Source organism: Mangrovibacter phragmitis (assembly GCF_040429585.1).
Classification (GTDB): domain Bacteria; phylum Pseudomonadota; class Gammaproteobacteria; order Enterobacterales; family Enterobacteriaceae; genus Mangrovibacter; species Mangrovibacter phragmitis.
The window spans coordinates 4,164,404-4,191,044 of sequence record NZ_CP134782.1; the positions used below are offsets into that span (position 1 = coordinate 4,164,404).

The window sequence follows — 26,641 nt, forward strand, 5'->3', positions numbered from 1 at the left end:
AATGAAGAAAGAATTTAATATTGTCCTTGTCGGTGGTGGTTCCACCTGGACGCCAGGTCTGCTCAAAGCGTTATGTAAATTAAAATCTCGCCTGCCATTAAAAAAACTGGTGATGTTTGACATCAATGAAGAACGCCAGAAAGTGATTGGTGAGTTTGCCAAAGTTTTATTCAGTGAATCTTATCCGGAATTAGAATTTACTTACACAACGGATAAAGCAACAGCCTTTCGCGATATGGATTTTATTTTCTGCCAAATGCGTACTGGCGGTTTTGCCATGAGGGAGAAGGACGAAAAGATCCCTCTTAGCCTGGGGGCGATTGGCCAGGAAACCTGTGGGGCCGGAGGTTTTGCTTATGGTATGCGGTCCATTGGCGACATGATTGACCTGGTCGAACAGGTGCGCCAGTATTCACCGGACGCCTGGATCCTTAACTACACCAACCCGGCCGCGATTGTTGCTGATGCCCTGAATAAACGCTTCCCGGACGAAAAGCGCCTGCTGAATATTTGTGACCAGCCCGTCAACCTGCTGCGTTCCTATGGACGCCTGCTGGGCAAAGACCCGTCAACCTTTGACCCGGTCTATTTTGGCCTGAACCATTTTGGCTGGTTTACTCATTTATACGATGAACACGGCCAGGATCTGGCTCCGGTACTGAAATCCTTTATTGCTGAGAATGGTTTCAAACCGGTTGATGCCGAACAGCGGGATAAATCCTGGCTGGAAACCTACGCCGCAGTCGCGGATATGTTGCGCGATTTCCCGGATTACCTGCCAAATACCTATCTGCAATATTATCTTTATCCTGAATATAAACTGAGCAAGCTCAATTCCCACTATACCCGCGCTAACGAAGTAATGGACGGGCGGGAAAAACGGGTTTTTGATGAATGCCGCCAGGCAGTAGCAGAAGGTACCACCCGGAATGTTCATGTTGTGCATAATGATGCGCACGGCGACATGATTGTCGAACTCGCGGAATCCATCGCCTTTAACCTGAAAAAGAAATTTATTGTCATGGTGCCTAACCAGGGTCTGGTGGAAAACCTTGATGATGATGTGATGGTGGAAGTTACCGCAGAAATCGGTTGCCATGGGCCAAGGCCTTATGGCGTAGGTAAAATTCCGGTCTTTTATAAAGGGCTTATCGAACAACAGTTCGCCTATGAACGCTTAACAGTTGAGGCCTGGTTCGAAGGGTCTTACACCAAAGCATTACAGGCGCTGACATTAAACCGTACTATTGTGGATGCGAAAAAAGCCCGCAGGATATTAGATGCACTGATTACTGAAAACAAAGCCTGGTGGCCGGAATTGCACTAAACACAGCGTAACGCACTGGCGCAGGCCCATTCATATAGCCCTGCGTCAGTGCCATTCAGCCTGAATATTAACGCGGCCAGGCTCTGTCCATCGGGTCGGCAACGTCGCTGCGCGACAACCCAATATCTTTTAACTGCGCATCACTTAAATGCGATAACACACGTTGTGTTTTACGGCGCGCCCGCCAGTGTTTCCATGCCTGCCAAATCAGCACAAAGCCTTTAAACGGTGCCCTGGAACGGTTTTCATAAAACTCCATTATCTGCCTGCCCCCCCATCTTGATGCCGTGGCTTTATCATCGCAGGGAAAGGCCGCACCAATACAGATGCAAAAATTACTTTTCTTTACCGTACAGATAACTCAATATGAGATCTGCATGGTGTTTTTTCACCCAGTCTGTACTGGTTTTCTCTTCTGTATGGCATCAATTAGGGATACAGCATAAGGATACAGCATGACTCGTTACCAATATCTGGCAACACTGCTTGCTCAGCGCATTGAACAGGGGCTCTGGAAGAGTGGAGAGAAATTACCGTCGGTGCGACAATTAAGCGCCGAGCACGGTGTCAGCATCAGTACGGTTCAGCAGGCCTACCAGGTACTGGAAAACCTGCAGCTGATCACTCCCCAGGCCCGTTCAGGCTACTTTGTTGCGCCATGTAAAGCACAACCCCCCGTCCCCGCAATGAGCCGCCCGGTACAACGGCCAGTGGATGTCACACAGTGGGATGAAATCATGACCCTGCTGGAAAGCCGGAAAGATAAAACAGTTTTGGCGCTGGGCAGTGGCTCACCTGACCTGAGCCAGACGACACTTAAACCATTGTGGCGTGAATTAAGCCGCCAGGTGCAACACAATCCTGATACCGTACTGGGTTATGACGACCTGGCAGGAAAAGCCGAATTACGTCAACAAATTACCCGCTTAATGGTAGACAGCGGCACCCTGGTTAGTGCCGATGACATCGTCATTACCAGCGGCTGCCAGGGCGCGCTCAGTGCCGCCCTGCTGGCGGTGTGCAAGCCCGGTGATATTGTGGCGGTTGAGTCACCCTCGTTTTACGGCACCATGCAAATGTTACGTGGTTTTGGTATTAAAACCATTGAAATTCCAACGGACTCCTGCCTTGGAATCAGTATTGAAGCACTGGAACTGGCGCTGGAACAGTGGCCCATTAAAGGTATTATTCTGGTGCCCAATTGCAATAATCCCCTGGGCTTTATCATGCCGGACGACCGTAAGCGCGCCGTTGTTTCTCTGGCGCAACGCCATGATATTGTGATTTTTGAGGACGATATTTATGGTGAACTGGCTAACGACTACCCGCGCCCACGCACCGTTAAATCTTTTGATATAGACGGGCGCGTGTTGTTGTGCAGTTCATTTTCCAAAACCCTGGCACCGGGTTTGCGGGTGGGCTGGATTGCACCGGGCCGGTATCTTGACCGGGTACTGCACGCCAAATATGCCACCGCAGGCACTAATGTTCCTGCCACACAGTTGGCGGTAGCAGCGTTTATTCGTGACGGGCATTATACCCGCCATGTGCGCCGTATGCGCCGGGTTTACCAGCAAAACATGGAAGCCTGGACCTGCTGGGTTCGCCAGGATTTCCCCGATGGCATCTGTGTTACCCGCCCGGCAGGTGGCTACATGTTATGGATAGAACTCCCCGAACAGGTGGATATGGTGTGTGTTTCTCGCTGCCTGGCAAAGCTTAAAATTCAGGTAGCTCCGGGCTCGATGTTTTCGGCATCGGGCAAATACCGTAATTGTCTGCGGATTAACTGTGCCCAGCCATTAACGGAAACCAACCGGGAAGCCCTGCGCCAGATTGGTAATGTGGTGTATGAAGCGCTGGAGGACGCTAATACACTCACACCACCGAAAGCGCCGGTCTGACACGCCAGGCAGTTGCACAAGGATGTGCGCAACAGCCCGGCGTTTCACTCACTTAAATTTGCGCCATGCCGCCATCAACAAACAGTTCAATGCCATTCACAAAGCTTGCTGCATCGGAGGCAAGAAAGGCCACAGCCTTGCCAATTTCTGATGCTTCACCCAGGCGGCCCAGCGGCACCTGAGCTGCCAGCGTGTCGTATAACCCCTGGCGGTATTCGTCAGGCACCAGGCCGCCAAGACCCGGTGTACGGATTGGGCCCGGGCTGACCACGTTCACGCGGATATTGCGCACTTTCAAATCCAGCACCCAGGAGCGGGCAAAATTACGCACAGCGGCTTTGCTGGCACTGTACACGCTAAAGCTGGCAGTCCCTTTCACTGAGGTGGTTGAACCGGTGAGGATGACGGACGCGCCGTCCGTCAACAACGGCAGTGCTTTTTGCACGGTGAACAACACGCCACGCACGTTGGTGCCGAAGATGTCGTCAAAATGCTCTTCGGTGATTTCGCCCAAAGGCAGCATATCGCCACCGCCTGCATTAGCGAAGAGAATATCCAGTTTCCCGGCTGTTTTCGCGATTTGCGCGTAAACCTTATCGAGGTCTGCCAGTACCGATGCATCGGCTCGAATTCCGGTAACACTGCCGCCGATATCCGCGATGGCGGAGTCAAGCACTTGCTGGCGGCGGCCAGTGATAAATACCCGGGCACCTTGTGCCACCAGCTCTTTTGCTGTTGCCAGGCCAATTCCACTGGTGCCACCGGTAACTAATGCAATTTTACCGTTCAGTTGTTTGCTCATTTTCATTTCCTCTATTCAGCAGTCTTATTTAGCAACCCGCCCGATGTGTGCGGTGTATGGCGCTACAGTACCGCGGGCATATTTATTGAAAAATAGCGAAAAATTAAAATGACTATTCACAGGTGTGTATAATCAAGAAAAACTGATACGTGGAGGTGAAAATGGACCAACTGGTAGCCATGCGGGTATTTGCCCGGGTTGTGGAGTCAGGTAATTTCACCCGGGCGGCAGATTCACTGAATATGCCTAACGCCACGGTCAGTAAATTGGTTCAGGAACTGGAAGCACACCTTGGCGTTCGTTTACTGCAACGCACCACCCGCCGCGTAACAATCACGCCAGAGGGCCATGAGTATTATGAAAAGAGCACGCGAATATTGCGCGACCTGGAAGATATCGACAACGCATTCAGTACCGCACGCAGCAAACCACGTGGAGCGTTACGTGTTGATATCGGTAGTTCCACTGCCTGCGATGTGTTAATTCCCGCTCTGCCGGATTTTCTGGCCCGTTACCCCGATATTCGCTTTGATTTAGGCGTTTCAGACCGCTCAGTGGACCTGGTTAGTGATAACGTGGACTGCGTGATTCGCGGTGGCGCACTGGAAAGCTCGTCGCTGGTTGCCCGTTATATTGGCTCCGCCACTTTCGTTACCTGCGCCACTCCATTTTACCTCAAATGCTACGGGACACCGGCTACCCCAGAGGAACTGAAAAACGGGCACCGGCTGGTGAGCTATGTATCGCCACAAAATGGCAAGGCCACACCGTTTCGCTTCGAACGCCAGGGAGAGAGAAAAGAAATTAAGATTGACCACCGTATTGGTGTTAACGAAAGCAATGCACACCTGGCGGCAGCCCTGGCCGGGATAGGGATTGTACAGACATTCCGTTATTGTGCCGGAAAGGCAATCGAAGCCGGTGTGCTGACAGAAATTCTGCAGGAGTGGCGCCCGGCACCCTATCCTTTCCATGTGGTTTACCCACAAAACCGCCACGTCACACACCGGTTACGTGTGTTTATTGAATGGCTGCTGGAATTCTTTCCGCAACGTGTGGCGGGTGCGCCTCATCAACCTGGCATTCATCAACCGGGCAAATAGTGGCAGGCATAGCTGGTACTACTTTTTCTTGTTAAGCATCGATTTTAAATCGGCAAATGGGTTATAGGTGGCAGCACCAACGTCTTTTTGTGCATCTTCCCCTGCCACAACGCTTGTGCCGTACTGCTCCGCTTCCGTGTACTTCGAGTGTTCGTGATCATGGCAATACAGACACAATAATTCCCAGTTACTGCCATCTTCCGGGTTATTGGTATGGTCGTGATCGATATGGTGAACCGTTAATTCACGCAGGTTGGAGTACACGAACTCGCGTGAACAGCGCCCGCACACCCACGGGTAGATTTTCAGTGCTTTTTCACGGTAGCCACTTTCCAGCCGTGCGTAGTTTTTAGGGATCAGAGCCATTGCCGTATTACCTGTCGAGTAGAAATAATTTCACACTATATCCCATAACGGGGGAAAGTGTCTGGCGAACAAACCGGCCTGCTGGTGTCAGTAACCTTCTCACTTCTGAAAAACAGCGAGGCCGCGCCTCATTGACCAGGCAATGAAGACAACTGCCATCAATAATCAACTCGAACATGGAATTCTGTAGCTGAAAAAAGTGGCACATATCCCCCATAAGAAACTGAGCGGACAATTTCAACGGGAAGGCGGCCGTCAGATAAAGAAATGATGTTGGGTTATTGTGTGAATGCCGTACCAGAGAAAAAATGCCCACTGTGCGCCAGGCAGACGTTTGAAAGAATAACCAGCGATATTGCTGGCTCGTTTCGCCGTTTTTTACCAGGGCCAGGTGTTATTTTCATAGTCAAGGAACAGATGTTTTTTATCATTACGGTGTAGCTCAATGACATTAACCATTCCGTTGACGCTGGTTTTCACGTCAATCTCTGCTTCAACTGCGCCGTCCAGCGTGCCCATCGCTGTCGCGACCCAGCCCGGATGAACAGACAGTACAGTATGTTCACCCTGTTTCAGATCCATATAAATACAACGAGCCAGCATATTCAACGCCACTTTACTGGCACGGTAGAGCTCCAGACCTATGCCAGGTTCGGTATTGCCCGCAATGCTGCCCCGGTGTGACGACATAAAAACCAGCGTGCTGGCAGGTTTCATGAACGGCAGAAGGTGTCTGGCCAGACGGGCAGGCCCAAAGGTATTGGTCATCATTATTTGCTGGAATTCAGCATCCGACGCCCGCAACACGGACTGATGCAAGGGTCCGTAGATCCCTGCAACCATAAAAATAATGTCAAACGCCCGTGCACCAAGGCTGTCGATAAAGGGCCTGATATGGCTCGCATCAGTTACATCAATCTCGCCGGTCGTGAGGTTATCCGGATAATCCCTTTCCAGAGCAAGCAGGGAAGATACATCAGCATCTGGTAAGTGCGTGGCAAAAACTTCCCAATCTTTTTTCAAATAAGCTTCTGTCAGCCCCAGCCCAAGCCCTTTCTCAGCCCCAACAATCAAAATACGCTGTCTTTTCATTATTGCTGTGCTCCTGGTTACTGTGCGGTATAACCGCCATCTGCCATTAATATTGTTCCCGTAACAAAGCTGGCTTTAGGTGATGCAAGCCAGGTAATTGCTTCGGCAATTTCTTCCGGCTGAGCCACTCGTCCAAGTGGGTGAACATGACCATAGCTGGACAACGTGGCACGGCTGTCTTCCACGATACCGGAAAGAATATTCGTTTCGACGACGCCGGGTGCCACCGCATTAACCCGGATACCATACTCAGCCGCTTCCAGAGCCAGCACTTTGCTCAACTGGGCTATTGCGCCTTTAGAAGCCGAGTAAGCCGAAGTTGCTTTCATACCAACCATGCTCACAACGGACGCCACATTGACAATCGCTCCCTGTCTGCGGGGCTGCATGACCTTCAGGCTTTCTCTACTCAGGAGAAAATATCCTCTGGCATTAATGGCCATAATGCTGTCCCACTCTTCAGCCGATGTCTCGGTAGCAAGTTTATTCAGGGTCTTACCCGCATTGTTGATGAGAATATCCACCCCACCGAATTCTGCCTGTGCGAGCTTCACAGCGTCGATAACCTTCTGCTCCTGGCTGACGTCACAAATATGAGTCACCACCTGATTTTCCCGGGCCAGAGAATGAACCTCCGGGTTAATATCCAGGGCCAGCACCTTCACTTCATGGCTCAGCATTAGCTTTACTGTCGCCCTGCCAATATCGCCAGCGGCCCCCGTAACAATCGCCACTCTGTTTTTCAAACCTAAAAAATCTGTCATGTTTACTCCTCTCCTCATTTCCTTCGTGGCAAAAAGGATATGAGAAGCAGATAAACGTAACAATGTTGATTACTGTACAAACATTATCTATTTCTCTCATAATCACTTTTGACACACGGAAATAATGGGAAAGAAATTATCCTTTCGTATTTACAGGAGGCGTAGTGTCCGGATTCCCATCAATACTGACACAGAAAATGATCTCTGCCTTTCTGGCACTTGCACCGGATGAAGGCTACTCACGTACACCGATGAAGGAGGTCAAACTGTTGCGGGTAAATGAATCTATGCCTCATACACCCGTCCTTTATGAACCCTGCATAGTTATTGTTCTGCAGGGAAAGAAAACAGGCTTAATGGGCGGACAGGCGTTCATCTATGATGCCGGGCATTATCTGGTTGTCTCAGTTCCTGTTCCGTTTACCAGCCAGACAACTGCCAGCCAGGAGGAACCTCTGCTGGCCATGTCTGTATCGCTCGATGTCGCACTTATCGCCGAATTAATGATTGAAATGGGGGGAAAAGACATAAGCGATAATGAGAGTGCAGGGATAATGTTTTCCACCCCGCTGGGAGGAGAGCTGTCAGATACGGTTTATCGGCTTCTGACAACACTTTCTGATGAGGAGCAAGCCAGAATTCTGGGGCCGGGTATTCTGAAAGAACTTTATTATCGTGTGCTGATTGATACTCAGGGAGCCTCAATAAGAGCGGCGCTCTCCGGAAAGGGGCATTTCAGGCAAGTTGCTGCGGCTATACGTACTATGCATACCCGGTTTATGGATAATATTGACATCAATATGCTGGCGAAAGTAGCCGGGATGAGCATTCCTTCTTTTCACCGCCATTTCAGAGCATTCACTGGCACAACACCAAAACAGTACCTTATTTCTATCAGGTTACACCAGGCGCGTTTTTTAATGGTAAAACGAAATGTCACTGCCAGCGAAGCTTCTTTAAGGGTTGGTTATGTCAGCCCGACACAATTCAGCAGAGAATTTAGCCGGTTCTTTGGTAGCCCCCCACAAAAAGAAGCGCACCGTCTACGCCATTTATTAAAGGTTAAAGCTGAGTCATACTGGCCGGAATAATTTCATGCTGATCACGATGTCGGCGCATTTAATATTAATACGATCTCAACCTGCCAATACCGGAATGGCAGGTAAGGCAATGTGAGCCCCTTCACTTCGAACCACGAAAATGCTTTGCCCGGAGGGTACCCCAATGGAGATACAACTGGGTGACTATACCTTACTCAAACCGGTATTAAGAATTCAGACATGTTCAAAAAGATGATCCAGAAATACCCGCACTGCGGGATTAGAACGCCGGCTTTCATGCCACAGTACCGAAATATTATGCCGCTCTACTGTATAGCCCGCCAGCAGAGTAACTAACTTTTTATCTTTTACCCACGAATCCGCTATAAAGCTCGCAACCATCCCTATTCCGGCACCAGCAGTAATTGCCGCTACAACGGCTTCACTGACATCAACAATAATACTGGATGAAGGCACAATTTCGATCTCCTTTTCGCCAACCCGAAACGGCCAACGAAAAATCTGCCCGGTATTCTGGTAACGCAGATTGACCGTTTTGTGCTCATTCAGATCATACGGGTGTTCCGGCGCGGGATGCCGGGCCAAATATTCAGGCGAAGCATAACAACCTATGTGATAGGGAGAAAGATGGCGTGACAACAGATTTGAATCTGCGAGTTCGCCGAGCCGGACGGCGATATCAATATTCTCATCAACGATACTTATCACATGATCACTTAACCGTAAGTCAATCTTCACTTTTGGGTAAATTGCGCAGAACTGCGGAATAACCGGCGCAATCAAATGAATACCGACCGGTAACGATGCCGCAATTCTCAATATTCCCGCTGGCTCAGCATGAGCGCGCTTTGCCAGTTGCTCAATCTCATCAGCATCGCGCAACAGCCGTAGTGCCCGCTCATGAATCTCGCGCCCTTCCTCAGTCAAAACCAGAGAGCGAGTGGTACGGATAAATAAAGTGACCCCGAGAAGCTGTTCCAGTCGTTGAACGCTCTTACTTACCGCTGAAGGTGAAATGGACAAAGAGCGTGCCGCAGCAGTGTAGCTGCCGAGAGAACCAGCGCGAGCAAATGCAATAAGACCCGTGAGCCTTTCAAAACCAATTTGTTCCTTCATGGCACAATTAAAGCGAAACTGAACCCAATTATCAATCCTGGATAACAGTTATATTGTTTGTTACGAAAGTCCTTTTATTAAAGTGAGACGATAATGACTGACGTAATGAAAGCAGTACAACTGCGAGCTTTTGGCGGGCCGGAAAACCTGTTGTATGAAGATGCGCCAGTACCTGCGGTGGGAAGCGACGAAGTACTTGTACATGTACATGCAGCCGGTGTTAATCCCCCTGACTTGTATTTGCGAGACGGTTATCGGGCGCTTCCGCCTGAATGGTGGCCAAAACCAACATTTCCACTCATCCCCGGAACTGATGTATCAGGAGTCATTGCAGCAGTCGGTGAAAATGTCTCTGCATTCAGCCCAGGGGATGAGGTCTATTCAATGGTGCGTTTCCCGGAAGGGATAATGAATGGCAGCGGTGCCTACGCAGACTATGTGAGTATTCCTGCATCACAGGTCGCATTCAAACCTCACAGGCTCACACATATTCAGGCTGCTGGTGCGCCGATGTCGCTGCTTACAGTCTGGCAATTTCTTGTCGAACTGGGTCACAACGCACCAAATCCATTTCAGCCATTTCAGCATACACCTGTTTCACTGGAAGGCCGGACAGTACTGGTAAATGGTGCTGGCGGTGGCGTGGGGCATCTTGCCGTACAAATAGCTAAGTGGAAAGGGGCACGAGTTATTGCCGTTGCATCGTCCCGGCATGAAGAACTTTTACGCAATCTGGGTGCAGATGAGTTCATCGATTACACCCAAAAAGCAGCGGAGACTGTAGTAAAAAATGTCGATCTCGTCCTGGATACTGTTGGTGGCCCAAACATGGAGCGCTTCCTTGGTTGCATCAAACAGGGCGGAGCATTATTTCTGGTTAATCCTTTGGGTTTTTCCGGACAGAATGAGGCCGTTGAAAAGGGTATTACCGTATCATCAACGCAAGTACGTTCTGATGGTGCGCAACTTATTGAGGCCAGTAATCTTCTGGATAAAGGAATTATCCGGGTGGTCGTTGATAGTACCTATCCCTTAGCCAGGGCATCAGATGCGCATAAGCGCGCTGAGTTGGGAAGTATTCAGGGCAAGATTGTGCTCACAAATTTTTGATCTCGCTTCACCTGCCTGCCATTCACTGATGTTATGTGAATGGCAGTGTTTCGATGCGGTTCAGGAGGCAGCGGCCTCAGGCACATTAGTACCCATTCCTTCGGGCAGAAACGGGACAATTTCGGCCAGTTCATCCTCGCTCAGTCTGAACTCTGCTGCGCCAAGCAATCCGTCAATTTGCGCCGGACGGCGTGCACCGACTATCGCGCCGGATACAGCTGGTTGTCTCAGCACCCACGCAATCGCTACAGCCGCAGGTGTCTGACCGTGGCGTTCACCAATCCGACGGAAGGTTTCAACCAGCGCAAGGTTCCTGGTCAGGCGCGGTTCCTTAAAGTCAGGACTTCGGAATTTACGCCAGTCATCATCGGGGAGGCTGGCAATCCGCTCACGCGTCATTGCCCCGCTCAACAGGCCCGATTGCAAAGTTGAATAAGCGATAATGCCGGTGTTCGTCTGCTCGCAGAATGGCAGGATGTCGGACTCTGCCTCACGCATAAGCGCCGAATAAGGCGGCTGTAGTGAGACAATATCCGTCACTGCCTGTGCTCGTTTGAGTTGCGCCACATCGAAATTGGAGACACCGATAGCACGCACCTTCCCCTGCTTACGTGCTTTGTCTACCGCAGCAAGTGCGGCCTCAATGCCGTCATCCGGTCCGCCTGCAGGAAAAGCAGGCCAGTGGATCTGATACAAGTCAATGGTTTCTGTACGCAGGCGGCGCAGGCTTTCGTCAATTTCTCTGGCCAACGAGTCTGGTGCCAGTGAATGCGAAATCTGCCGAGTTGCCGGATCCCAAACCAGACTGCCTTTTGTGAATACCAACGGACGACGCGAAGCCGGCACCCGGCGCAAAAGCTGCCCGACAATTTCCTCTGCGTGCCCCAGGCCGTAAACGGCAGCGGTATCTATCCAGTTAATTCCCCTTTCTACTGCATACTCCAGCGCAGCCAGACTTTCAGCGTCATCCTGCGCTCCCCAGCCAAATTCCCAGCCCGCCCCTGCGATGGCCCAGGTTCCCAGGCCGACAGGAGAAATAGTGAAATCGGCATTGCCCAATTTGTTCTGTTGCATCGTTTAATTTCCCAATGAATTAGACAACTTCATTGTGGCACGCCATATATGAGACGATAAGCTATGTTATCTTTTATGAACTACTGAATATTTCTCATTAATATGACAATCGATCTCCATGAACTGGATGCCTTTGAAGCCGTTGCACGGCACAGAAGTTTCCGCAAGGCTGCCGCTGAAAGGGGGGTATCTGCTTCAGCGCTGAGCCATGCCCTGCGCGGGCTTGAAGAACGTCTGGGTGTGCGACTACTCCATCGCACCACACGTAGCGTAACGCCAACAGAGGCAGGCCACCGTCTGCTGGCCCGGCTCGCACCTGCTCTCCGCGATGTGGCCGATGCCCTCTCCGATGTGACGGCATTACAGGCTGTACCAACAGGAACGCTTCGTCTGAATGTACCGCGCCCGGCAGCCTGGTTGGTACTGTCAGCAATATTACCGGGTTTCGTGGCGAAGTATCCCAGAGTGAAAGTCGACGTTGTGACCGACGATGGTCTGGTCGATATTGTGGATGATGGCTTCGACGCAGGCATCCGTTTCGGCGAGAGTCTGGCCGGAGATATGGTCGCTGTGCCTGTCGGTCCCTCGCAACGCTTTGTCTGCATTGCCGCACCGTCATATCTGAATGCGTATAATGCGCCAAACATACCGACAGACCTGCTGAATCATGCCTGTATTTGTCGCCGCTTTCCAGGCGGTCATTACTATAACTGGGAATTTTTGGTTGCCGGTAAGCCGCAGTCCATCGCCGTTTCTGGCCCCCTGGTATTCGACGACGATATGCTGATGGTCCAGGCTGCACGCGACGGTGCAGGTATTGCCTACCTCTATGAAGCAATGGTGAGAGAGGATTTAGCTGAAGGCAGGCTGGTTTCTTTACTGGAAGCTTTTAGTACGCCGCCAGGCCGTTTTTTTCTCTACTATTCCGGGCGGCGGCATCTGCCCACGGCGCTGCGCGCATTTGTGGATTTTATTCGTAAATAGAATTCCCCATGCCAGAGCGTGACTACGCTTTTCCAGGGTAACCCGCCCGCATGATTGACTTTGTCAACGGCCTGAACACTTATCTGCCAGGCCTCTATAACGACGATGAATATGACAAAAGATGTTAACAGTGTGTACTGATAACCTGTTTTCATGGGGCATGAGTCTGGTGTGCGCTTATTTTTCGCTCAGAAAAGTAATGCGCGGGCGTGCTTCCCATCACTTTGCGGAACATGGTGATAAACGCATTGACCGATTCATATCCTAATTTTATCGCCACATTTTGTACCGAGACACCACTCGCCAGCTCCTGCAGGGCAATAATCAAATGTAGTTGCTGGCGCCAGCGCCCAAAAGACAAGCCCGTTTCCCGCACCATTAAACGCGCCAGCGAGCGTTCGCTAAGTGCCAGTCTTTTTGCCCAGGTTGTTAAGGTGCTGCGGTCATCAGGGTGACTGACCAGAACGTCGGCCATAGTGCGGATTTTCGGGTGAGACGACACAGGCAGACTCAGTTTCTGTTGTGGCATGGTGGCTAACTCATCAAGTGTCACCCTGGTCAGTCTGGCGACATGGCTTTCTGATGAATAATCAACACATTCCTGAGTCAGGCGATCAACCAGTTCTTTAATAAGCCCGGAAATCGCCAGCGTGCAGCATCGTTCGGGCAGCGCGGCGGCACCCGGTTCAATAAACAGATAATTGAGATGTGCATTCCAGGTGGCTTTCGCACTGTGTGCAATACCACCGGGGATCCAGACGGCACAGTCGGGCGGCACTATCCAGATATCATTTTCAGCACGGCAAATTACCGCGCCATACAGGGCAATAATCAACTGCCCTTTGCGATGCGTATGCACCGGCACTTCTGCTGCGTAATCAACAAAATCCAGATGTCGTGCCACAGCGGGGCAAGACGTGGAATCCGGGTCAAACAACGTATTGGCGAGTGAGCGGGACATACAATTGACCACATTTAGGTATTTTTTGACAGAATAGAGTATTTAAGCATATAAGCAAGCCGGTAATAATCTTCGGCATGAACAAAACCAACGTTAGCCACTTTCATTTTTTACACGCGATAAGCCATCGTTTACACCGTGCGGCGACCACCACACTATTGAATGATGCCAGCGCGTTGATCTACTCCGCGAAGAGCTTCATCGCAGCGATGCTCGCATACTATATTGCCCTGTCGATAGGCCTGGACAGGCCTTCCTGGGCAATCATCACCGTGTATATCGTTTCACAAACCTCTGTCGGCGCATCGCTGAGCCGGTGCCTGTACCGCCTGGCAGGCACTGTAGTGGGTGCAGGCATGACGGTGTTAATCGTGCCCACATTCGTGAATATGCCTGTTTTTTGCAGTGTGATACTGGCCGCCTGGATAACCTTCTGCCTCTATTTGTCACTTCTGGAACGTACACCCCGCGCCTACAGTTTTGTACTGGCAGGTTACACCGCGAGCCTGATTGGTTTTCCCGCAGTTTCCGACCCAGGCGCGATTTTTCACATCGCCATCGTACGGGTACAGGAGATAATCATTGGAATATTCTGCGCAGCGTTGATTCATCGCTATGTGTTGCCGGCACGAATCTCTGCCTTGTTTAACAGCAAACTATCGCAAACGTTACAGGCGGCGCGGCAACGGGTTGCGGACACCTTAGCGCGCAAACCAGATGCAGTTTCGGTTCCTCTGCATACAGCACTGGCTCTGCAATTTCTGCAAGGCATCAGCCATCACATTCCCTATGACTTTGCGCTCTCTGTACCAGTGCGGCAGGCCAGAAAAGGGATCCACGACCGTCTGGCGCGGTTAATCATTGTCAACTGCGAGTTACACGACCGCCTTGTGCTGATGCCCGTGATGCCAGCCGATATGCAAACACTGCTTGACGATGTCCGGACCTGGCTTGTCGGTAATAATGGAAGGGCAGGTAACAACGCGGCTGAATCCCTCAAAAAACGCTGTGAACAACTGCTGTGCCGGTATGCAACTCAGGTCCTGACGCTCGACGATGCTTTACAGGTCAGTCTTGTGCACTACCTGGCTGAAGCTATTGAGCTGGTACAGCAGTGCGGTCGCCTTTCTGATGCCATTTATGACACGAGGCCTGCGGACGGGCCAGCAGAAACAAATACAGTGAAAGGCTACGTATTCCACCGCGACGCCCTCAGTGCGTTTCGCTCAGCCCTGGGGGCTTTCTCCATCATTCTGAGTGGCTGCCTGGTCTGGATTTTTTCTGGCTGGCAGGATGGCGTCACGGCAGTCTCTCTCCTTGGGGTTTTTTGCACACTGTTTGGTAGCTTCGATACGCCCGCCCCGCATATTGTGAAATACATTATTGGCTCGGTCTGGGGGGTTGTGCTTAGCCTGATTTACAGTTTTGCCCTGCTCCCCCAGGTCAGTAATTTCACCGTGCTGGTAGCGGTCTTTGCTCCAGTCTATTTGTTTGCCGGTTCGCTCCAGGCAAGGCCGCCAACCACTTTTATGGCGATGGGAATAACCCTGACACTGCCCATCTTGTGCGAACTGGGTGCGCACTACAGCGGAGATTTTTCCGTAGCGGTTAACACTGCCATTGCCCTCTTCTTTTCAGCCGGCTTTGCCGTGGTTGGGATGAGTCTTCTGCAAACCATACAGGCAGATACGGCGGTAAACCGCCTGCTGAAACTTTGCCAGCGCGATATTCGCCGCAGTGTGAAAGGCGTACTGAATATCGACGAAACCCACTGGACCAACATGATGATTGACCGGGCAGCCTTACTGCTACCGCGTTTACAGCGCAGTGGGCGGTCACCAGAATGGGCGCAGCATCGCCTGTTACACGCACTGCGCGTGGGGCTCAGTGTGATGCGCATACGCCGATATGATTCCCATAAGAACCCTGGAATAACTGAATTGTTCACGCTCCTTGTTCGTCCGGCAGACACCGGCATCTTACTTCAGCAACTTGCCACTCTCATGGAGCACAGCTTACCTGCAACCGATGAACCATCGCGCCAGTATGTTTTCCGGTTGGTTGATTTGTACTGCGTAATCCGTAATCAGAATAGGGAACCTGTTGATGATCAATGACATCAATATCGGGGGCGTTTTTATTCCTGGCCTGCTGGTGATCGCTCTCTTCGCGCTGGCCTGCACACTATTACTTGTGCCGCTGTTCACCCGCAGCCGGGTTTACCGCCGCCTGCCGTTTCGCCCACTACTCGAACTTTCCACTGTTATTGTTACTTTTTACCTGCTGCTGCAGGGCCTGACCACGTTGGGGTTACTCACATGAAATCATTACTGTCTCTATTGAGCCGCTATGCGCTGACACTCAGTGTCGTGGCGATATCCACTCTGCTGGCTTTTATTTGCTGGAAACATTATGCGCAAACGCCCTGGACACGCGATGGCAGGGTTCGCGCGGAGGTGGTGCAGATTGCGCCGGATGTCTCCGGGCCGGTGCTTAACGTGGCAGTGCGTGATAATCAGTGGGTTAATCGTGGTGATGTTCTTTACTCCATTGACCCACACTGGCTTAAGCTGGCAGTTGTCACCGCACAGGCAGATGTTGAGGCCAAACGTCATGAGATGTTGATGCGTCAGGATGCAGCCAGGCGGCGCACTCAGATAAAAAGGATGGTTTCCGGCGAGGATTTACAGCAAACAACCAGTGCAGCCAGCGTGGCTGCAGCCAATTATCATGGTGCGCTGGCCGCGCTGGAACTTGCCGAGCTGAATTTGTCTCATGCCACTGTTCGTTCGCCGGTTGCGGGCTATGTCACGCACTTGCGGCTTCACCCCGGAGACTATGCCACAGAAGGAGAAACTAAAGTTGCTATCATTGATGCCCATAGTTTCTGGGTAGTTGGCTATTTCGAAGAAACCCGGTTGCGCCATATTCATGTGGGAAATATGGCGCACATTTCGCTGATGGGGTTTGACTCGGTTATCACGGGGCATGTAGAGAGTATCGGGCGTGGGATAGGTGATAATAATGACGCGACGGGTCAGCTTGGCCTGCCAGATGTTGATCCAACATTTAGCTGGGTAAGGCTTGCGCAGCGCATTCCGGTTCGGATTCATATCGACACCCTGCCGAAAGGGGTTGAACTGGTGGCAGGGTTATCAGCCAGTATATCCGTCACACCATAATGGCAGGTATTTTCTCAACTGGAGAGATATACCCGACAGCAATATTTTTAGTTTCTGAATTTATGGTGCAGATAAGTATATATTTCCTCAATAAATTAACTCTGGTATTACCTTATGAATAGCAGAACAGAATTTATAGCAGACTTAATTACCTGGATAAATAACAATATCGAGTCACCACTCAAATTAGATGACGTAGCCATTAAATCCGGGTATTCAAAATGGCACTTGCAACGATTATTTTTCACAGAAACAGGTCAGTGCCTTGGGGCATTTATCAGAGAGCGAAAGTTATACCTTATTGCTGAGGAACTTATTAAGTCAGACGATTCATTGATAAACCTGGCGATACGGTTTGGCTTTGACTCGCAACAATCATTAAACAGGGCGTTTCGTCAACGATATAATCTTCCGCCACATCAGTACAGAAAGAAATATTGCTATCAGCATTCGGCACCCCCGAAAGAAAGATAAAAACCGGGTTACATAACAACCAGAAAAACATTCGTAAGCCAGCACGGCTGCGACCTCTCTGTGTCCGTCCTTCATCCGGATTTCACATAAACGAGTCCGGGTCAGGCATTGTTTGAGAGATGAGCATAAAGTTTTGTCTGTCCTTTTAGTGCCAGAAGCGTGCCAGAACGAATATTACGCATGCGTGACAGCCCACCGGGCAGCATACTCTAACATTCTGTTACATCCGGAGTCAGAAACACTCGCAATCAGAGTGTAATTTTATTAAGACAATCAAAGCAATTAAGCGTGGGGGATAGATGCGAAAGCGAGAAGCAGAAATAGACTTCGGTGCCGAGCATATCATTATCAAACGGCGTTACCGGGCGTTAGGCGCATTAAACGATTTACTGATAGCGTTATGGTTTCTGATTGGCAGTATTTTCTTCTTCTATGACGCCCTGATGACTGACGGAACATGGCTATTTGTGGTTGGCAGCATGCAGTTGATGCTGAGGCCAGCCATCACTCTTGCTGAACTCATTCATGTTCGAAAAGCTTATGCGAGAAATTAACTTTCTCTGCCAGGCAATGCGTAACGGCTCACGGCGGTGTTACATTCACTTGCCAACGGCTGATGATAAACGTCAGTAATTATCTCTGGTTAACACTTTATATCAGCCGTTGTATGAAGCCCCGCACAGTAATAAAGGATGGCAACGAATGAGACAGGTCATTTGTGCGTCAGGTATGGTGTTTGTGTTGGTCAGTTGTGCACTCTGGCCGACCAGTATCGCCTTAGTTGGCGGCACAAGGTAAACATTAACGCGCAGACCATAGAAATCTGACCGACTGCATCCATTTTTGTGCAAAATCCGCAGGACGCTGATAACGAAGACCTGAAGACTGCGGGCCGGAACAGGCAGATGAATGTCCACCCTGTGCGGCATAATCCCAGGTAAACACCAAATAACTGCCTGTTTGCTCCACATTCACTCCATAAACTGAACAATATAAAGCAATTATCCTCCATCACAATATTCATTGTGCTCAGGAGGAATCATGAATAAATTGAACTACATTTTAAAATACACCGAATATCTAATCAGAAAATGTAGAGTATTTGTTACTACGGACCTTTACTTTCATACAGCCACACTGAATAGAATTTCAGGAGCGCATGCAAATCTAAAAAAACCAGTAACGTTGAACGAGAAGATTTGCCACAGACTTGTATTTGATCATAACCCTTTGTATACATTACTGGCAGATAAACTCGCAGTCAGAGAATATGTACACAACAGGACTCAATTGGTGAAAACCATACCAGTAATAGGTGTCTACAACAGAGTTGAGGATATCGACCTCAGCAAATTACCCGAAAAATTTGTTTTAAAATGCAATCATGACAGTGGTAGTGTTGTCATTTGTACCGACAAAGAAAAATTCAACCAACGCAGAGTATTTAACAGGCTAAAACTTGCTCTTAATAAAAATATGTATTTCACTACCAGAGAATGGCAATATAAATACATTACCCCAGTTATTCTTTGCGAGAAGTATATAGATATATTCAATGGTAGAGTAAAAACAAACATACCGGAAATGTTAAGAATCCATTGTTTTCATAACATAGCCTGCTTTATCGAGGCCGATTTCACCGATGAAAACGGAAAGGAATTCATTAACGTTTATGACACTTCATGGCAGTTACAACCTTTCCAGATGGAATATCCAAATACGCCGGTTCCAGTACAGGAACCCGAGTTATTCCATAACGCAATTATTGCTGCACAGGAACTGGCAAAGGGCATTGATTATTGCCGAGTCGATCTAATGCTGGCAGAAGATGAAATTTATTTTAGTGAAATCACATTAAGCCCTATGCGAGGAAAACTAAGAATAACACCAGCGACCTGGAATGCAACATTAGGAGAAATGTGGCATCTTACTGAATTAAAAAGCAGGCTCCATTAAACCTGTCCTCCCATTACAAGTGTTTACTCTGACTGACTGGCCATGATAACTTGAAAATCGAGTGATTTTCTGGTGTTAAACTATAGCTCGCATTCCCGCCATGAGCGAGCATAATAGCTCTGACTACAGATAATCCTAATCCACACCCTTCCGGGTTAATATTTCTTGCATATTCCCCTCGTTGAAATGGTTGAAATAAGACTTTCTGGAGTTCCTCAGGAATTCCAGGCCCCTTATCCTGAATGAGGATAAAATTCTCTTCCTCTGCTATACCATTTTTTACCAGAAGCGTTTTTGATGTGGAATATTTTAACGCATTGTCGAAAAGAACAGTCAGGCATTGAATAATACGTGCAGGGTCGCAGATACAGCACTGATGGTTAAGTTCGGTGGTGAGAGTAAATTGTTTACTCTGAAACTCTGGCTGGAAGGTATCAAGTACACTCGCAATGGTGGTATCAAGGAAAACTTCATTAAGAGTAAGCGTATAACCCGCACCGCCGGAGGAACTCACAACCCGAAGGTCTTCAATTAAATGCGTCAGACCTTCTGTTTGCTTTAACAAATTTCTGAAGAGAACTTCCTCAGGTGCGAAAACACCATCAACCAGTCCCTGAAGCCGTCCCTGAAGAATAGTCACAGGCGTTCTGAGTTCATGCGCTATTGCGGCATTCCATAAATTCCGCTGAACATCCAGTGTCTGTAGCTTTTCAGCCATCTCATTGAAATTCTTTACAAGGTTGTTAATTTCTCCTAACTGAGAACTGGTACACGTTGCTCTGGCATCAAGATTTCCCTGTGATATCTGTTTCAGGCTATAGGCTACAGCATTTAATGGCCTCAGTATTCTTGATGAGAGCTTGACGGTAAAGAAAAGGGAAACCACCAGGCTACTTACTGAGGCTATCATTATCCACAGCCAGTCCAGAAACGTCATTTTATCTTCATTCCCTGCAATAGCACCGCCTGGCAGGTAATTAATCAAAAAACTATAAAATAAATAAGAGCCAAGTACTGCGATAATAATAATAATAAAAGTCAGCGAAAGCATGTACGACAATATTTGACGGCTCAAAATTGCGTCTTTATTCATTTATTCTCACCTAACCGGTAGCCCAGCCCTCTGATACTCTCCGGGATCCCTTTTAATCCTGCGTGCTCAAGTTTTTTCCGCAGTTTACTCATATGACTGTCCACGGTTCGGTCAAGTGAGTCACCTTCTGGCAAACAGGCGTCAAGCAGCTCTTCACGGGAGCATACCTTTCTCGGATTTCTCGCCAGATATGCGAGAAGTTTAAATTCCGTGGTGGTCAACACTGGGGTAACCGTTGTATCTTTGACAGTAATTTCCACATAAAAATCATCAGGATAAATTGTCAAAAAAGGTGTCCTTATTGGCCTTGCATTCACGAGTTCTGTACGCGCCAGCGTTCTGCGAAGAACGGCCTCGACCCTTGCGACGACTTCAGAAGGATTAAAGGGCTTTATCACATAATCGTCTGCCCCGAGCCTCAGGCCCATCAGTTTATCTACATCCTGATCCAGCGCGGTAACAATGATAACCGGAACGTTACTCTCTTTCCGCAGAGTAGTCAGAACGTTCCATCCATCATAAACAGGCAGATGGATATCCAGTAATATGAGGTCTGGTTTATGCAGACGGGCAAGGCTTATCACCTGTTCACCATCCTTAGCCCTGAAGGTTTTCATACCTGTCCGATGCAAATAGCTTATCAGTATGTCGGCAATTTCATCGTCGTCTTCTGCGACAATAATCAGATTATCTTTGTTCATTTTATCTTCTACCAGAACCAATGATAGTATTTATTTTATCTTGAAAATATCTTCTGTCATTATCAGCCAGCCTGGATTTAATGCAACGCTGGTAAAATAAGCACTTCTGATATTTTTTGTTTAATCCGCCCTCTCTGACCATCGAATTTCAAAAAAGTTGCATTAAAACCCACTTTTTGTGAATACTTAAACCACGGTAATGGCCTGTCCATGCAGAGACAATAATAGCATATATTTAATTTAAGATTTTCACTCTCTTCAAGTTAACCTAAGATGGCATTTATTTTTATCTCGCACTTATACAACCACAAATAATCCACACTGGCACTCTGGTTAACAATTGTTATTTTGTGCCCAGTGGTAAATATTCTCGGGCAATCTTTTTATGTGGACTAACCGGCATATTATGAATGTGATATTATTTTATTCTGTACGTGTTTCTTCGGTACTACTCTTTCACTCCATACTCGCTCCATAAACACCCCATACGTGGTCAATGTCAATACGTTATAGTCGGTTTATGTTCTTATTCACAGGTATATTTGTACTGCGGAATGTTAATCTGGCAAGGTTTTAGCCACTGATAGTATGGTTGCGCTTTTCTGATGTTCAGGATGGCATCATCATGATTGATAAAAATACCTGCGTCTGGAACAGACTCACCTGGATGACCTGTCTGTGGATATGTGAGACAGCCCAGGATAATGCACCACAACACCTTAATAAATTCTCAGCGTTCAGGATCTTCAGCAAACACGTCACAAGAGATGGTCAGGCACCTTCATCAGATGAGTTGTTTTGATTTTCCCGAATGTTATGTCAGCCAGCTGGAAGTTTTTCTGATGCCGCATTTTTTCATTGAACGCCCTATTTTTGCGTGGGTAATTGCACTGTTTATTGTCCTGGCCGGAATACTGTCAATCCCGCAATTACCGGTCGCTCAATACCCGGCTGTTGCACCGCCGGGGATTATTATTTCGGTCAGTTATCCCGGTGCCAGCCCGGAAGTAATGAATTCCTCCGTCGTTTCACTTATCGAACGTGAGATTTCTGGCGTGGATAATTTACTTTATTTTGAATCGTCCAGTGATACCACTGGCATGGCATCAATTACAGTAACCTTTAAGCCAGGAACTGATATCAAGCTCGCCCAAATGGATCTACAAAATCAGATTAAGATTGTGGAACCGCGTTTACCAAAGACGGTACGTCAAAACGGCATAAATGTTGAAGCCGCTAACTCCGGCTTTCTGATGATGGTGGGGTTAAAATCCCCCACAGGGAAGTACCAGGAGGCAGATTTAAGTGACTATTTTGCCCGAAATGTCACGGATGAACTGCGGCGCGTACCCGGTGTAGGTAAAGTTCAGCTATTTGGTGGAGAAAAAGCACTCCGTATATGGCTGGATCCAATGAAGTTAAACAGTTACGGGGTATCTGCCTCAGATGTATTAACTGCGATAAGCCAGCAAAACGTCATTGTCTCGCCAGGCAGAACAGGAGATGAACCCGCTATCCCCGGTCAGGGGGTTACCTATCCAATCACCATCAAAGGGCAGCTCTCGTCAGTTGAGGCGTTTCGCAATATTACCATTAAATCAGCGACATCTGGCGCGCGGCTGGCCTTGTCTGATATTGCCCGCGTTGAATCCGGGTTGCAAAGTTATGCATTTGGCATACGTGAGAATGGCGTTCCAGCCACCGCCGCCGCTATTCAACTTTCGCCCAGCGCAAATGCCATCAACACTGCTGCCGGTATTCGCTCACGGCTTGCTGAGCTATCTGGCGTATTGCCTGAAGGTATGGTGTTTACAGTTCCGTTTGATACAGCTCCCTTTGTTAAGCTATCTATTATCAAAGTCGTGGAGACATTTCTGGAAGCAATGGTTCTGGTCTTCCTCGTGATGCTACTTTTTCTTCATAAAATTCGCTGTACGCTTATCCCTGCTATTGTGGCGCCGGTGGCACTGTCAGGCACGTTTACACTTATGTTGCTCAGCGGTTATTCCATTAACATACTGACCATGTTTGGCATGGTGCTGGCTATCGGCATTATTGTTGACGATGCTATCGTTGTGGTAGAGAACGTCGAACGCCTGATGGAAGAAAAAGGGCTGTCCCCACACGACGCAACCTGTGAAGCGATGCATGAAATCACCCCGGCTATTATAGGTATTACACTGGTGCTTACTGCAGTGTTTATTCCTGTGGCGTTTGCTGGGGGTTCCGTCGGTATTATTTACCGGCAGTTCTGCATTTCTATGGCTGTTTCTATCTTACTGTCAGCGTTTCTGGCACTGACACTGACGCCAGCACTCTGCGCAACAATACTCAAGCCACACAGTCGTGGTCAGAACACAGGCAAAACATTTTCAGGGTGGTTCAACGCCCGTTTCCATCGCCTCACTGCATTTTACGCATCCGGGCTGGGATTTGTACTGAAACGGAGCGGACGTATGCTCATGCTCTATGTCGCTTTATGTCTGGCGCTTTGCGCTGGCCTGTCTTCACTGCCCTCATCATTTTTACCTGAAGAAGATCAAGGCTACTTTATGTCGTCAATCCAGCTTCCTCCTGATGCCACGATGCAGAGAACACTGAATGTAGTTAAAAAATTCGAAAACGAAATCGCCAAACAACCCGCAGTTGAAAGCAATATAATGATCCTGGGTTTTAGCTTTTCTGGCTCAGGCCAAAACTCAGCCATGGGCTTCACCACGCTTAAAGACTGGAAACAACGCGCAGACACAACCGCGCAGGATGAAGCGGCCTTTATTCAGTCCAGAATGGAGCGTGAGCCAGACGCTGTCACCATGAGCCTGCTTCCTCCCGCTATTTCAGATATGGGAACCACATCCGGGTTCACCTACTATGTCCAGGACAGAGGCGGCAAGGGATACCGGGCGTTAAAAGACGCTGCTGATGAACTTGTACGGCGGGCAAATCAGTCCCCACAATTGGCAGATGTTTATATTGACGGACTCCCGGATGGCCCTAACTTAACCCTAAAAGTTGACAGAGAGAAAGCGGAAGCCATGGGGGTTTCGTTTGACGAAATTAACCAAACGCTTTCCGTCGCCATGGGGTCGAATTATGTCAATGATTACCTCAATAAAGGCCGGGTTCAGCAGGTGATTGTCCAGGCCGATGCCCCCTACCGTATGCAGCCGGAACAATTATTAGCATTACCCGTTAAGAACCGCCTGGGGCGAATGCTTCCGTTGTCCACTTTTGTCACGCTGTCCTGGGGGGTCGCACCGCAGCAACTGAATCGCTATCAGGGTTATCCTGCACTACGAATTACCGGAAGCGCAGCCTCAGGCATATCCACAGGTACTGCCATGGTGGCGATGGAGAAACTTTCTCGTGGCCTGCCCTCGGGTTTTGCTGGAGCATGGTCGGGCAGTTCAGTACAGGAAAAGATATCCACATCACAGCTTCCGGGGCTGATTATTCTGTCAATGCTGGTGGTATTTATGGTGCTTGCTGCGCTTTATGAAAGCTGGTCTGTTCCATTTGCAGTCATACTCGTCGTCCCTCTGGGGCTGGTCGGTGCTGTCCTGGCTGTGACCATTGCGAACATGACTAATGATGTTTTTTTCAAAATAGGGCTGATAACTCTTATTGGCCTTTCCGCGAAGAATGCAATCCTGATTATTGAATTTGCGAGACAATTGATGAAGCAGGGAAAGTGCGTAATTGATGCAACATTAACGGCCTCAAAGCAGCGGTTACGTCCGATCCTCATGACATCGCTGGCTTTTACACTTGGCGTTGTTCCGCTGATGCTTGCCAGGGGTGCAAGTGACAGCACTCAACATGCCATAGGCACAGGGGTATTCGGAGGGATGATCAGTGGAACTGTGTTTACCATTTTCTTTATTCCCGTATTTTTCGCCATGATTACCCGATTTATTGAAACGCGAAAATATAACCGGAAGAACGCACGTAACGATTAGTCTTTGCCATTTTTAGCCACTCTGTAAACGGAGTCAGCCCCCGCCAGACTGGTGTTAAATGGCAAAAAATGTACATGAGGTAACAATGAACAGGATTATAACCCCGAGGCTTGCCATTCGTCATTTCAAGGAAAAAGATGCCGCAGGGCTTTTAGACTATCTTTTTTCACCCTGTACGCCTTGCTTTCAGAGTGAACGGTTAGCCTCATTAACAGAAGCACAGGCCGAAGTGGCTAAAAGAGCCACCGACCCATGCCAGTTTGCCGTCTGTATGAAAAACACGGATGCGTTAATCGGCCACCTTTTTATGGACAATAGTGGCGAACCGGACAGCGAAACCTGGTCGGTTGGCTGGCATTTTAATCCACGTTATACAAGGCAAGGGTTTGCGACGGAATCGGTTACTGCTTTATTCCAATATTTATTTAATGAAAAAGGCGCAAGGCGTTTGTATGCCTGGGTTGAAGATTATAATGTGGCGTCGCAAAGACTTTGTGAACGTCTTCATATGCGGCGTGAAGGCTGTTTTAAAGAGTTTGTTTCCTTTATAAGTGAAAATGGTATCAAAAGGTACGATAATACCTGTATCTATGCTCTGCTAAAAAAAGAATGGATCAGCACACTGAAAACCATCTCGTGATATATGCTTGTTGTCCACAGCCCGGCAGACTGACCCGGATGTCGGGCTTCATCACAGACAACTTATTCAGTATTCTCCCCTATGATGTGTCAGTTATGGAATTACGAGCGCAGGATTCTGAAAAATAGCCAACAGGCTTCTGCGCGCTATTCTTGAAACACCTTTGTTCATCTGGGATAACTATGAAAGTATTTGCAAGTGGTATACGTGATGTCATTGAAGGCGAAAATATCAGGGTAGTAACACCTGTCAATATTTATCAGTGCACATTGGGTGACGACGTCTTTATCGGACCATTTGTCGAAATTCAAAAAGGCTGTGTGATTGGCAACAGAAGCAGAATTCAGTCTCATACCTTTATTTGTGAAAATGTTACGCTGGGAGATGACTGTTTTATCGGCCATGGCGTTACTTTCGCTAATGACCTGTTCAAAACGGGTGGCCCTGATTCCTGTGCTGAAAACTGGATTCAGATTGTATTAGGCAATGCAGTTACGGTGGGTAGCGGAGCAACGATTCTGACCACAGAAATTTGCAGTGGCGCGGTTATTGGTGCCGGTAGCGTAGTCACTAAACCTGTACTGGTTAAAGGGATTTATGCGGGGAACCCGGCAAAACTTTTGCGATTGCTTTAAGCATTCTCCCAGTCAAATGTCGGCCCGGGTGCATTATCAGGTCAGGGCCGACTTACCTCCCATGATCCCCACGCCCCATACTATGCACTCCTCCCATACGGGCAGTACCGGCAGGTTTTTGTACAGAGTTACGATCAAATGAGCATATTAATTTTCCGCATAATTTCAGAAAGTTAGAAAAAATTTACTCATAAAAACTGGTTTACGCAAACGTGATTTATCCGAGTAGTAAGCCAGTTACCTCAATTTTTCATAAACTTATTTGCACGATTATGTCTTTCTCAGTTAAGCAAGAAGACAACGGTTACTGATTTTGGCGGCTTAGCTGACAACAATT

General features: G+C 48.6%; 26 protein-coding genes and 1 pseudogene. 15 read left to right on the top strand and 12 right to left on the bottom strand.

Annotated features, from left to right (window positions below):
• The first annotated feature begins 1 nt into the window (after position 1).
• Positions 2 to 1,327: a 6-phospho-alpha-glucosidase gene (locus MPHASIOC01_RS20215; RefSeq protein ID WP_064599476.1), complete on the top strand. Its 1,326-nt coding sequence runs from the start codon at positions 2 to 4 to the stop codon at positions 1,325 to 1,327.
• A 67-nt stretch (positions 1,328 to 1,394) separates the two neighbouring features.
• On the opposite strand, the gene MPHASIOC01_RS20220 is transcribed toward MPHASIOC01_RS20215, so the two are convergent.
• Positions 1,395 to 1,586 (bottom strand): DUF1127 domain-containing protein, encoded by a 192-nt coding sequence (locus MPHASIOC01_RS20220; protein ID WP_064599473.1) that lies wholly within the window; start codon positions 1,584 to 1,586, stop codon positions 1,395 to 1,397.
• Between the two features lie 196 nt (positions 1,587 to 1,782).
• On the opposite strand from MPHASIOC01_RS20220, the gene MPHASIOC01_RS20225 reads away from it, so the two are divergent.
• On the top strand, positions 1,783 to 3,231 hold the full coding sequence (locus MPHASIOC01_RS20225; RefSeq protein ID WP_064599471.1) for a PLP-dependent aminotransferase family protein: 1,449 nt from the start codon (positions 1,783 to 1,785) through the stop codon (positions 3,229 to 3,231).
• A 52-nt stretch (positions 3,232 to 3,283) separates the two neighbouring features.
• On the opposite strand, the gene MPHASIOC01_RS20230 is transcribed toward MPHASIOC01_RS20225, so the two are convergent.
• Positions 3,284 to 4,033: an SDR family oxidoreductase gene (locus tag MPHASIOC01_RS20230; RefSeq protein ID WP_353613151.1), complete on the bottom strand. Its 750-nt coding sequence runs from the start codon at positions 4,031 to 4,033 to the stop codon at positions 3,284 to 3,286.
• Positions 4,034 to 4,194: 161 nt separating this feature from the next.
• Here MPHASIOC01_RS20230 and MPHASIOC01_RS20235 point away from each other — a divergent pair, with 161 nt between their 5' ends.
• Positions 4,195 to 5,136 (top strand): LysR family transcriptional regulator, encoded by a 942-nt coding sequence (locus MPHASIOC01_RS20235; RefSeq protein ID WP_353613152.1) that lies wholly within the window; start codon positions 4,195 to 4,197, stop codon positions 5,134 to 5,136.
• Between the two features lie 18 nt (positions 5,137 to 5,154).
• Here the strand turns inward: MPHASIOC01_RS20235 and yajD are convergent, their stop codons facing one another.
• The 4 genes from yajD to MPHASIOC01_RS20255 all read right to left on the bottom strand — a co-directional run bounded on the left by yajD (position 5,155) and on the right by MPHASIOC01_RS20255 (position 7,358).
• Positions 5,155 to 5,502, bottom strand: a complete 348-nt coding sequence (gene yajD / locus MPHASIOC01_RS20240) for an HNH nuclease YajD (RefSeq protein ID WP_036109773.1) — start codon at positions 5,500 to 5,502, stop codon at positions 5,155 to 5,157.
• A 7-nt stretch (positions 5,503 to 5,509) separates the two neighbouring features.
• Positions 5,510 to 5,719 (bottom strand): class I SAM-dependent methyltransferase, encoded by a 210-nt coding sequence (locus tag MPHASIOC01_RS20245; RefSeq protein WP_156519090.1) that lies wholly within the window; start codon positions 5,717 to 5,719, stop codon positions 5,510 to 5,512.
• Between the two features lie 161 nt (positions 5,720 to 5,880).
• A complete protein-coding gene (locus MPHASIOC01_RS20250; RefSeq protein WP_353613153.1) occupies positions 5,881 to 6,594 on the bottom strand; it encodes an SDR family oxidoreductase in 714 nt (237 codons plus the stop codon).
• 17 nt (positions 6,595 to 6,611) lie between these two features.
• Complete coding sequence (locus MPHASIOC01_RS20255; RefSeq protein WP_353613154.1) at positions 6,612 to 7,358, bottom strand: SDR family oxidoreductase; 747 nt, start codon at positions 7,356 to 7,358, stop codon at positions 6,612 to 6,614.
• A 164-nt stretch (positions 7,359 to 7,522) separates the two neighbouring features.
• Between MPHASIOC01_RS20255 and MPHASIOC01_RS20260 the strand changes: the two genes are divergently transcribed.
• On the top strand, positions 7,523 to 8,449 hold the full coding sequence (locus MPHASIOC01_RS20260) for an AraC family transcriptional regulator (protein ID WP_353613155.1): 927 nt from the start codon (positions 7,523 to 7,525) through the stop codon (positions 8,447 to 8,449).
• A gap of 183 nt (positions 8,450 to 8,632) precedes the next feature.
• Here MPHASIOC01_RS20260 and MPHASIOC01_RS20265 read toward each other — a convergent pair whose 3' ends face one another.
• On the bottom strand, positions 8,633 to 9,535 hold the full coding sequence (locus tag MPHASIOC01_RS20265; protein WP_353613156.1) for a LysR substrate-binding domain-containing protein: 903 nt from the start codon (positions 9,533 to 9,535) through the stop codon (positions 8,633 to 8,635).
• 93 nt (positions 9,536 to 9,628) lie between these two features.
• Between MPHASIOC01_RS20265 and MPHASIOC01_RS20270 the strand changes: the two genes are divergently transcribed.
• A complete protein-coding gene (locus MPHASIOC01_RS20270) occupies positions 9,629 to 10,645 on the top strand; it encodes an NADP-dependent oxidoreductase (protein ID WP_064599460.1) in 1,017 nt (338 codons plus the stop codon).
• 60 nt (positions 10,646 to 10,705) lie between these two features.
• On the opposite strand, the gene MPHASIOC01_RS20275 is transcribed toward MPHASIOC01_RS20270, so the two are convergent.
• The gene (locus tag MPHASIOC01_RS20275; RefSeq protein ID WP_353613157.1) at positions 10,706 to 11,719 is read right to left on the bottom strand and encodes an aldo/keto reductase; all 1,014 of its coding nucleotides are present in this window, start codon (positions 11,717 to 11,719) and stop codon (positions 10,706 to 10,708) included.
• A 102-nt stretch (positions 11,720 to 11,821) separates the two neighbouring features.
• Here MPHASIOC01_RS20275 and MPHASIOC01_RS20280 point away from each other — a divergent pair, with 102 nt between their 5' ends.
• Positions 11,822 to 12,703 (top strand): LysR family transcriptional regulator, encoded by an 882-nt coding sequence (locus MPHASIOC01_RS20280; protein WP_197499284.1) that lies wholly within the window; start codon positions 11,822 to 11,824, stop codon positions 12,701 to 12,703.
• A 151-nt stretch (positions 12,704 to 12,854) separates the two neighbouring features.
• On the opposite strand, the gene MPHASIOC01_RS20285 is transcribed toward MPHASIOC01_RS20280, so the two are convergent.
• The gene (locus tag MPHASIOC01_RS20285; protein WP_353613158.1) at positions 12,855 to 13,664 is read right to left on the bottom strand and encodes a helix-turn-helix transcriptional regulator; all 810 of its coding nucleotides are present in this window, start codon (positions 13,662 to 13,664) and stop codon (positions 12,855 to 12,857) included.
• A 77-nt stretch (positions 13,665 to 13,741) separates the two neighbouring features.
• Between MPHASIOC01_RS20285 and MPHASIOC01_RS20290 the strand changes: the two genes are divergently transcribed.
• The 4 genes from MPHASIOC01_RS20290 to MPHASIOC01_RS20305 all read left to right on the top strand — a co-directional run bounded on the left by MPHASIOC01_RS20290 (position 13,742) and on the right by MPHASIOC01_RS20305 (position 17,320).
• Positions 13,742 to 15,781, top strand: coding sequence for an FUSC family protein (locus tag MPHASIOC01_RS20290; protein ID WP_353613159.1), 2,040 nt, complete (start codon positions 13,742 to 13,744; stop codon positions 15,779 to 15,781).
• Entirely contained in the window at positions 15,771 to 15,986 is a 216-nt protein-coding gene (locus MPHASIOC01_RS20295) for a DUF1656 domain-containing protein (RefSeq protein WP_064599451.1), read from the top strand. The genes MPHASIOC01_RS20290 and MPHASIOC01_RS20295 overlap by 11 nt, the downstream gene beginning before the upstream one ends.
• Complete coding sequence (locus tag MPHASIOC01_RS20300; RefSeq protein ID WP_353613160.1) at positions 15,983 to 16,846, top strand: biotin/lipoyl-binding protein; 864 nt, start codon at positions 15,983 to 15,985, stop codon at positions 16,844 to 16,846. Before MPHASIOC01_RS20295 ends, MPHASIOC01_RS20300 begins: the two co-directional genes overlap by 4 nt.
• Positions 16,847 to 16,960: 114 nt before the next feature.
• A complete protein-coding gene (locus tag MPHASIOC01_RS20305) occupies positions 16,961 to 17,320 on the top strand; it encodes a helix-turn-helix domain-containing protein (protein ID WP_353613161.1) in 360 nt (119 codons plus the stop codon).
• Positions 17,321 to 17,350: 30 nt separating this feature from the next.
• Here MPHASIOC01_RS20305 and MPHASIOC01_RS20310 read toward each other — a convergent pair.
• Positions 17,351 to 17,428: pseudogene (locus tag MPHASIOC01_RS20310) on the bottom strand (Hok/Gef family protein); the annotation flags it as partial.
• A gap of 191 nt (positions 17,429 to 17,619) precedes the next feature.
• On the opposite strand from MPHASIOC01_RS20310, the gene MPHASIOC01_RS20315 reads away from it, so the two are divergent.
• Both MPHASIOC01_RS20315 and MPHASIOC01_RS20320 read left to right on the top strand, forming a co-directional pair.
• Positions 17,620 to 17,874 carry a YrhK family protein gene (locus MPHASIOC01_RS20315; RefSeq protein ID WP_064599444.1) on the top strand — a complete coding sequence of 85 codons (255 nt, stop codon included), beginning with the start codon at positions 17,620 to 17,622 and terminating at the stop codon, positions 17,872 to 17,874.
• 487 nt (positions 17,875 to 18,361) lie between these two features.
• Positions 18,362 to 19,276 carry an ATP-grasp fold amidoligase family protein gene (locus MPHASIOC01_RS20320; protein ID WP_353613162.1) on the top strand — a complete coding sequence of 305 codons (915 nt, stop codon included), beginning with the start codon at positions 18,362 to 18,364 and terminating at the stop codon, positions 19,274 to 19,276.
• Positions 19,277 to 19,289: 13 nt separating this feature from the next.
• On the opposite strand, the gene MPHASIOC01_RS20325 is transcribed toward MPHASIOC01_RS20320, so the two are convergent.
• Both MPHASIOC01_RS20325 and MPHASIOC01_RS20330 read right to left on the bottom strand, forming a co-directional pair.
• Positions 19,290 to 20,369, bottom strand: a complete 1,080-nt coding sequence (locus MPHASIOC01_RS20325) for an ATP-binding protein (protein ID WP_353613163.1) — start codon at positions 20,367 to 20,369, stop codon at positions 19,290 to 19,292.
• Positions 20,366 to 21,070, bottom strand: coding sequence for a response regulator (locus tag MPHASIOC01_RS20330; protein WP_353613164.1), 705 nt, complete (start codon positions 21,068 to 21,070; stop codon positions 20,366 to 20,368). The genes MPHASIOC01_RS20325 and MPHASIOC01_RS20330 overlap by 4 nt, the downstream gene beginning before the upstream one ends.
• Before the next feature lie 842 nt (positions 21,071 to 21,912).
• On the opposite strand from MPHASIOC01_RS20330, the gene MPHASIOC01_RS20335 reads away from it, so the two are divergent.
• The 3 genes from MPHASIOC01_RS20335 (at position 21,913) to MPHASIOC01_RS20345 (ending at position 26,304) form a co-directional block, all read left to right on the top strand.
• On the top strand, positions 21,913 to 25,029 hold the full coding sequence (locus MPHASIOC01_RS20335) for a multidrug efflux RND transporter permease subunit (RefSeq protein WP_353613165.1): 3,117 nt from the start codon (positions 21,913 to 21,915) through the stop codon (positions 25,027 to 25,029).
• An 85-nt stretch (positions 25,030 to 25,114) separates the two neighbouring features.
• Positions 25,115 to 25,669 carry a GNAT family protein gene (locus MPHASIOC01_RS20340; RefSeq protein ID WP_353614959.1) on the top strand — a complete coding sequence of 185 codons (555 nt, stop codon included), beginning with the start codon at positions 25,115 to 25,117 and terminating at the stop codon, positions 25,667 to 25,669.
• Between the two features lie 182 nt (positions 25,670 to 25,851).
• Complete coding sequence (locus MPHASIOC01_RS20345) at positions 25,852 to 26,304, top strand: acyltransferase (protein ID WP_064599442.1); 453 nt, start codon at positions 25,852 to 25,854, stop codon at positions 26,302 to 26,304.
• The last annotated feature ends 337 nt before the right edge of the window (positions 26,305 to 26,641 follow it).

What these genes read in the sequence shown, in the direction of transcription:
- MPHASIOC01_RS20250 (WP_353613153.1), bottom strand. Translation starts at nt 6,594, where the DNA reads ATGAAAAGACAGCGTATTTTGATTGTTGGGGCTGAGAAAGGGCTTGGG.
- MPHASIOC01_RS20285 (WP_353613158.1), bottom strand. Translation starts at nt 13,664, where the DNA reads ATGTCCCGCTCACTCGCCAATACGTTGTTTGACCCGGATTCCACGTCT.
- MPHASIOC01_RS20235 (WP_353613152.1), top strand. Translation starts at nt 4,195, where the DNA reads ATGGACCAACTGGTAGCCATGCGGGTATTTGCCCGGGTTGTGGAGTCA.
- MPHASIOC01_RS20245 (WP_156519090.1), bottom strand. Translation starts at nt 5,719, where the DNA reads ATGGGGGATATGTGCCACTTTTTTCAGCTACAGAATTCCATGTTCGAG.
- yajD (WP_036109773.1), bottom strand. Translation starts at nt 5,502, where the DNA reads ATGGCTCTGATCCCTAAAAACTACGCACGGCTGGAAAGTGGCTACCGT.
- MPHASIOC01_RS20225 (WP_064599471.1), top strand. Translation starts at nt 1,783, where the DNA reads ATGACTCGTTACCAATATCTGGCAACACTGCTTGCTCAGCGCATTGAA.
- MPHASIOC01_RS20290 (WP_353613159.1), top strand. Translation starts at nt 13,742, where the DNA reads ATGAACAAAACCAACGTTAGCCACTTTCATTTTTTACACGCGATAAGC.
- MPHASIOC01_RS20215 (WP_064599476.1), top strand. Translation starts at nt 2, where the DNA reads ATGAAGAAAGAATTTAATATTGTCCTTGTCGGTGGTGGTTCCACCTGG.
- MPHASIOC01_RS20280 (WP_197499284.1), top strand. Translation starts at nt 11,822, where the DNA reads ATGACAATCGATCTCCATGAACTGGATGCCTTTGAAGCCGTTGCACGG.
- MPHASIOC01_RS20305 (WP_353613161.1), top strand. Translation starts at nt 16,961, where the DNA reads ATGAATAGCAGAACAGAATTTATAGCAGACTTAATTACCTGGATAAAT.
- MPHASIOC01_RS20270 (WP_064599460.1), top strand. Translation starts at nt 9,629, where the DNA reads ATGACTGACGTAATGAAAGCAGTACAACTGCGAGCTTTTGGCGGGCCG.
- MPHASIOC01_RS20340 (WP_353614959.1), top strand. Translation starts at nt 25,115, where the DNA reads ATGAACAGGATTATAACCCCGAGGCTTGCCATTCGTCATTTCAAGGAA.
- MPHASIOC01_RS20330 (WP_353613164.1), bottom strand. Translation starts at nt 21,070, where the DNA reads ATGAACAAAGATAATCTGATTATTGTCGCAGAAGACGACGATGAAATT.
- MPHASIOC01_RS20325 (WP_353613163.1), bottom strand. Translation starts at nt 20,369, where the DNA reads ATGAATAAAGACGCAATTTTGAGCCGTCAAATATTGTCGTACATGCTT.
- MPHASIOC01_RS20230 (WP_353613151.1), bottom strand. Translation starts at nt 4,033, where the DNA reads ATGAGCAAACAACTGAACGGTAAAATTGCATTAGTTACCGGTGGCACC.
- MPHASIOC01_RS20345 (WP_064599442.1), top strand. Translation starts at nt 25,852, where the DNA reads ATGAAAGTATTTGCAAGTGGTATACGTGATGTCATTGAAGGCGAAAAT.
- MPHASIOC01_RS20265 (WP_353613156.1), bottom strand. Translation starts at nt 9,535, where the DNA reads ATGAAGGAACAAATTGGTTTTGAAAGGCTCACGGGTCTTATTGCATTT.
- MPHASIOC01_RS20295 (WP_064599451.1), top strand. Translation starts at nt 15,771, where the DNA reads ATGATCAATGACATCAATATCGGGGGCGTTTTTATTCCTGGCCTGCTG.
- MPHASIOC01_RS20300 (WP_353613160.1), top strand. Translation starts at nt 15,983, where the DNA reads ATGAAATCATTACTGTCTCTATTGAGCCGCTATGCGCTGACACTCAGT.
- MPHASIOC01_RS20335 (WP_353613165.1), top strand. Translation starts at nt 21,913, where the DNA reads ATGCCGCATTTTTTCATTGAACGCCCTATTTTTGCGTGGGTAATTGCA.
- MPHASIOC01_RS20315 (WP_064599444.1), top strand. Translation starts at nt 17,620, where the DNA reads ATGCGAAAGCGAGAAGCAGAAATAGACTTCGGTGCCGAGCATATCATT.
- MPHASIOC01_RS20275 (WP_353613157.1), bottom strand. Translation starts at nt 11,719, where the DNA reads ATGCAACAGAACAAATTGGGCAATGCCGATTTCACTATTTCTCCTGTC.
- MPHASIOC01_RS20220 (WP_064599473.1), bottom strand. Translation starts at nt 1,586, where the DNA reads ATGGAGTTTTATGAAAACCGTTCCAGGGCACCGTTTAAAGGCTTTGTG.
- MPHASIOC01_RS20320 (WP_353613162.1), top strand. Translation starts at nt 18,362, where the DNA reads ATGAATAAATTGAACTACATTTTAAAATACACCGAATATCTAATCAGA.
- MPHASIOC01_RS20255 (WP_353613154.1), bottom strand. Translation starts at nt 7,358, where the DNA reads ATGACAGATTTTTTAGGTTTGAAAAACAGAGTGGCGATTGTTACGGGG.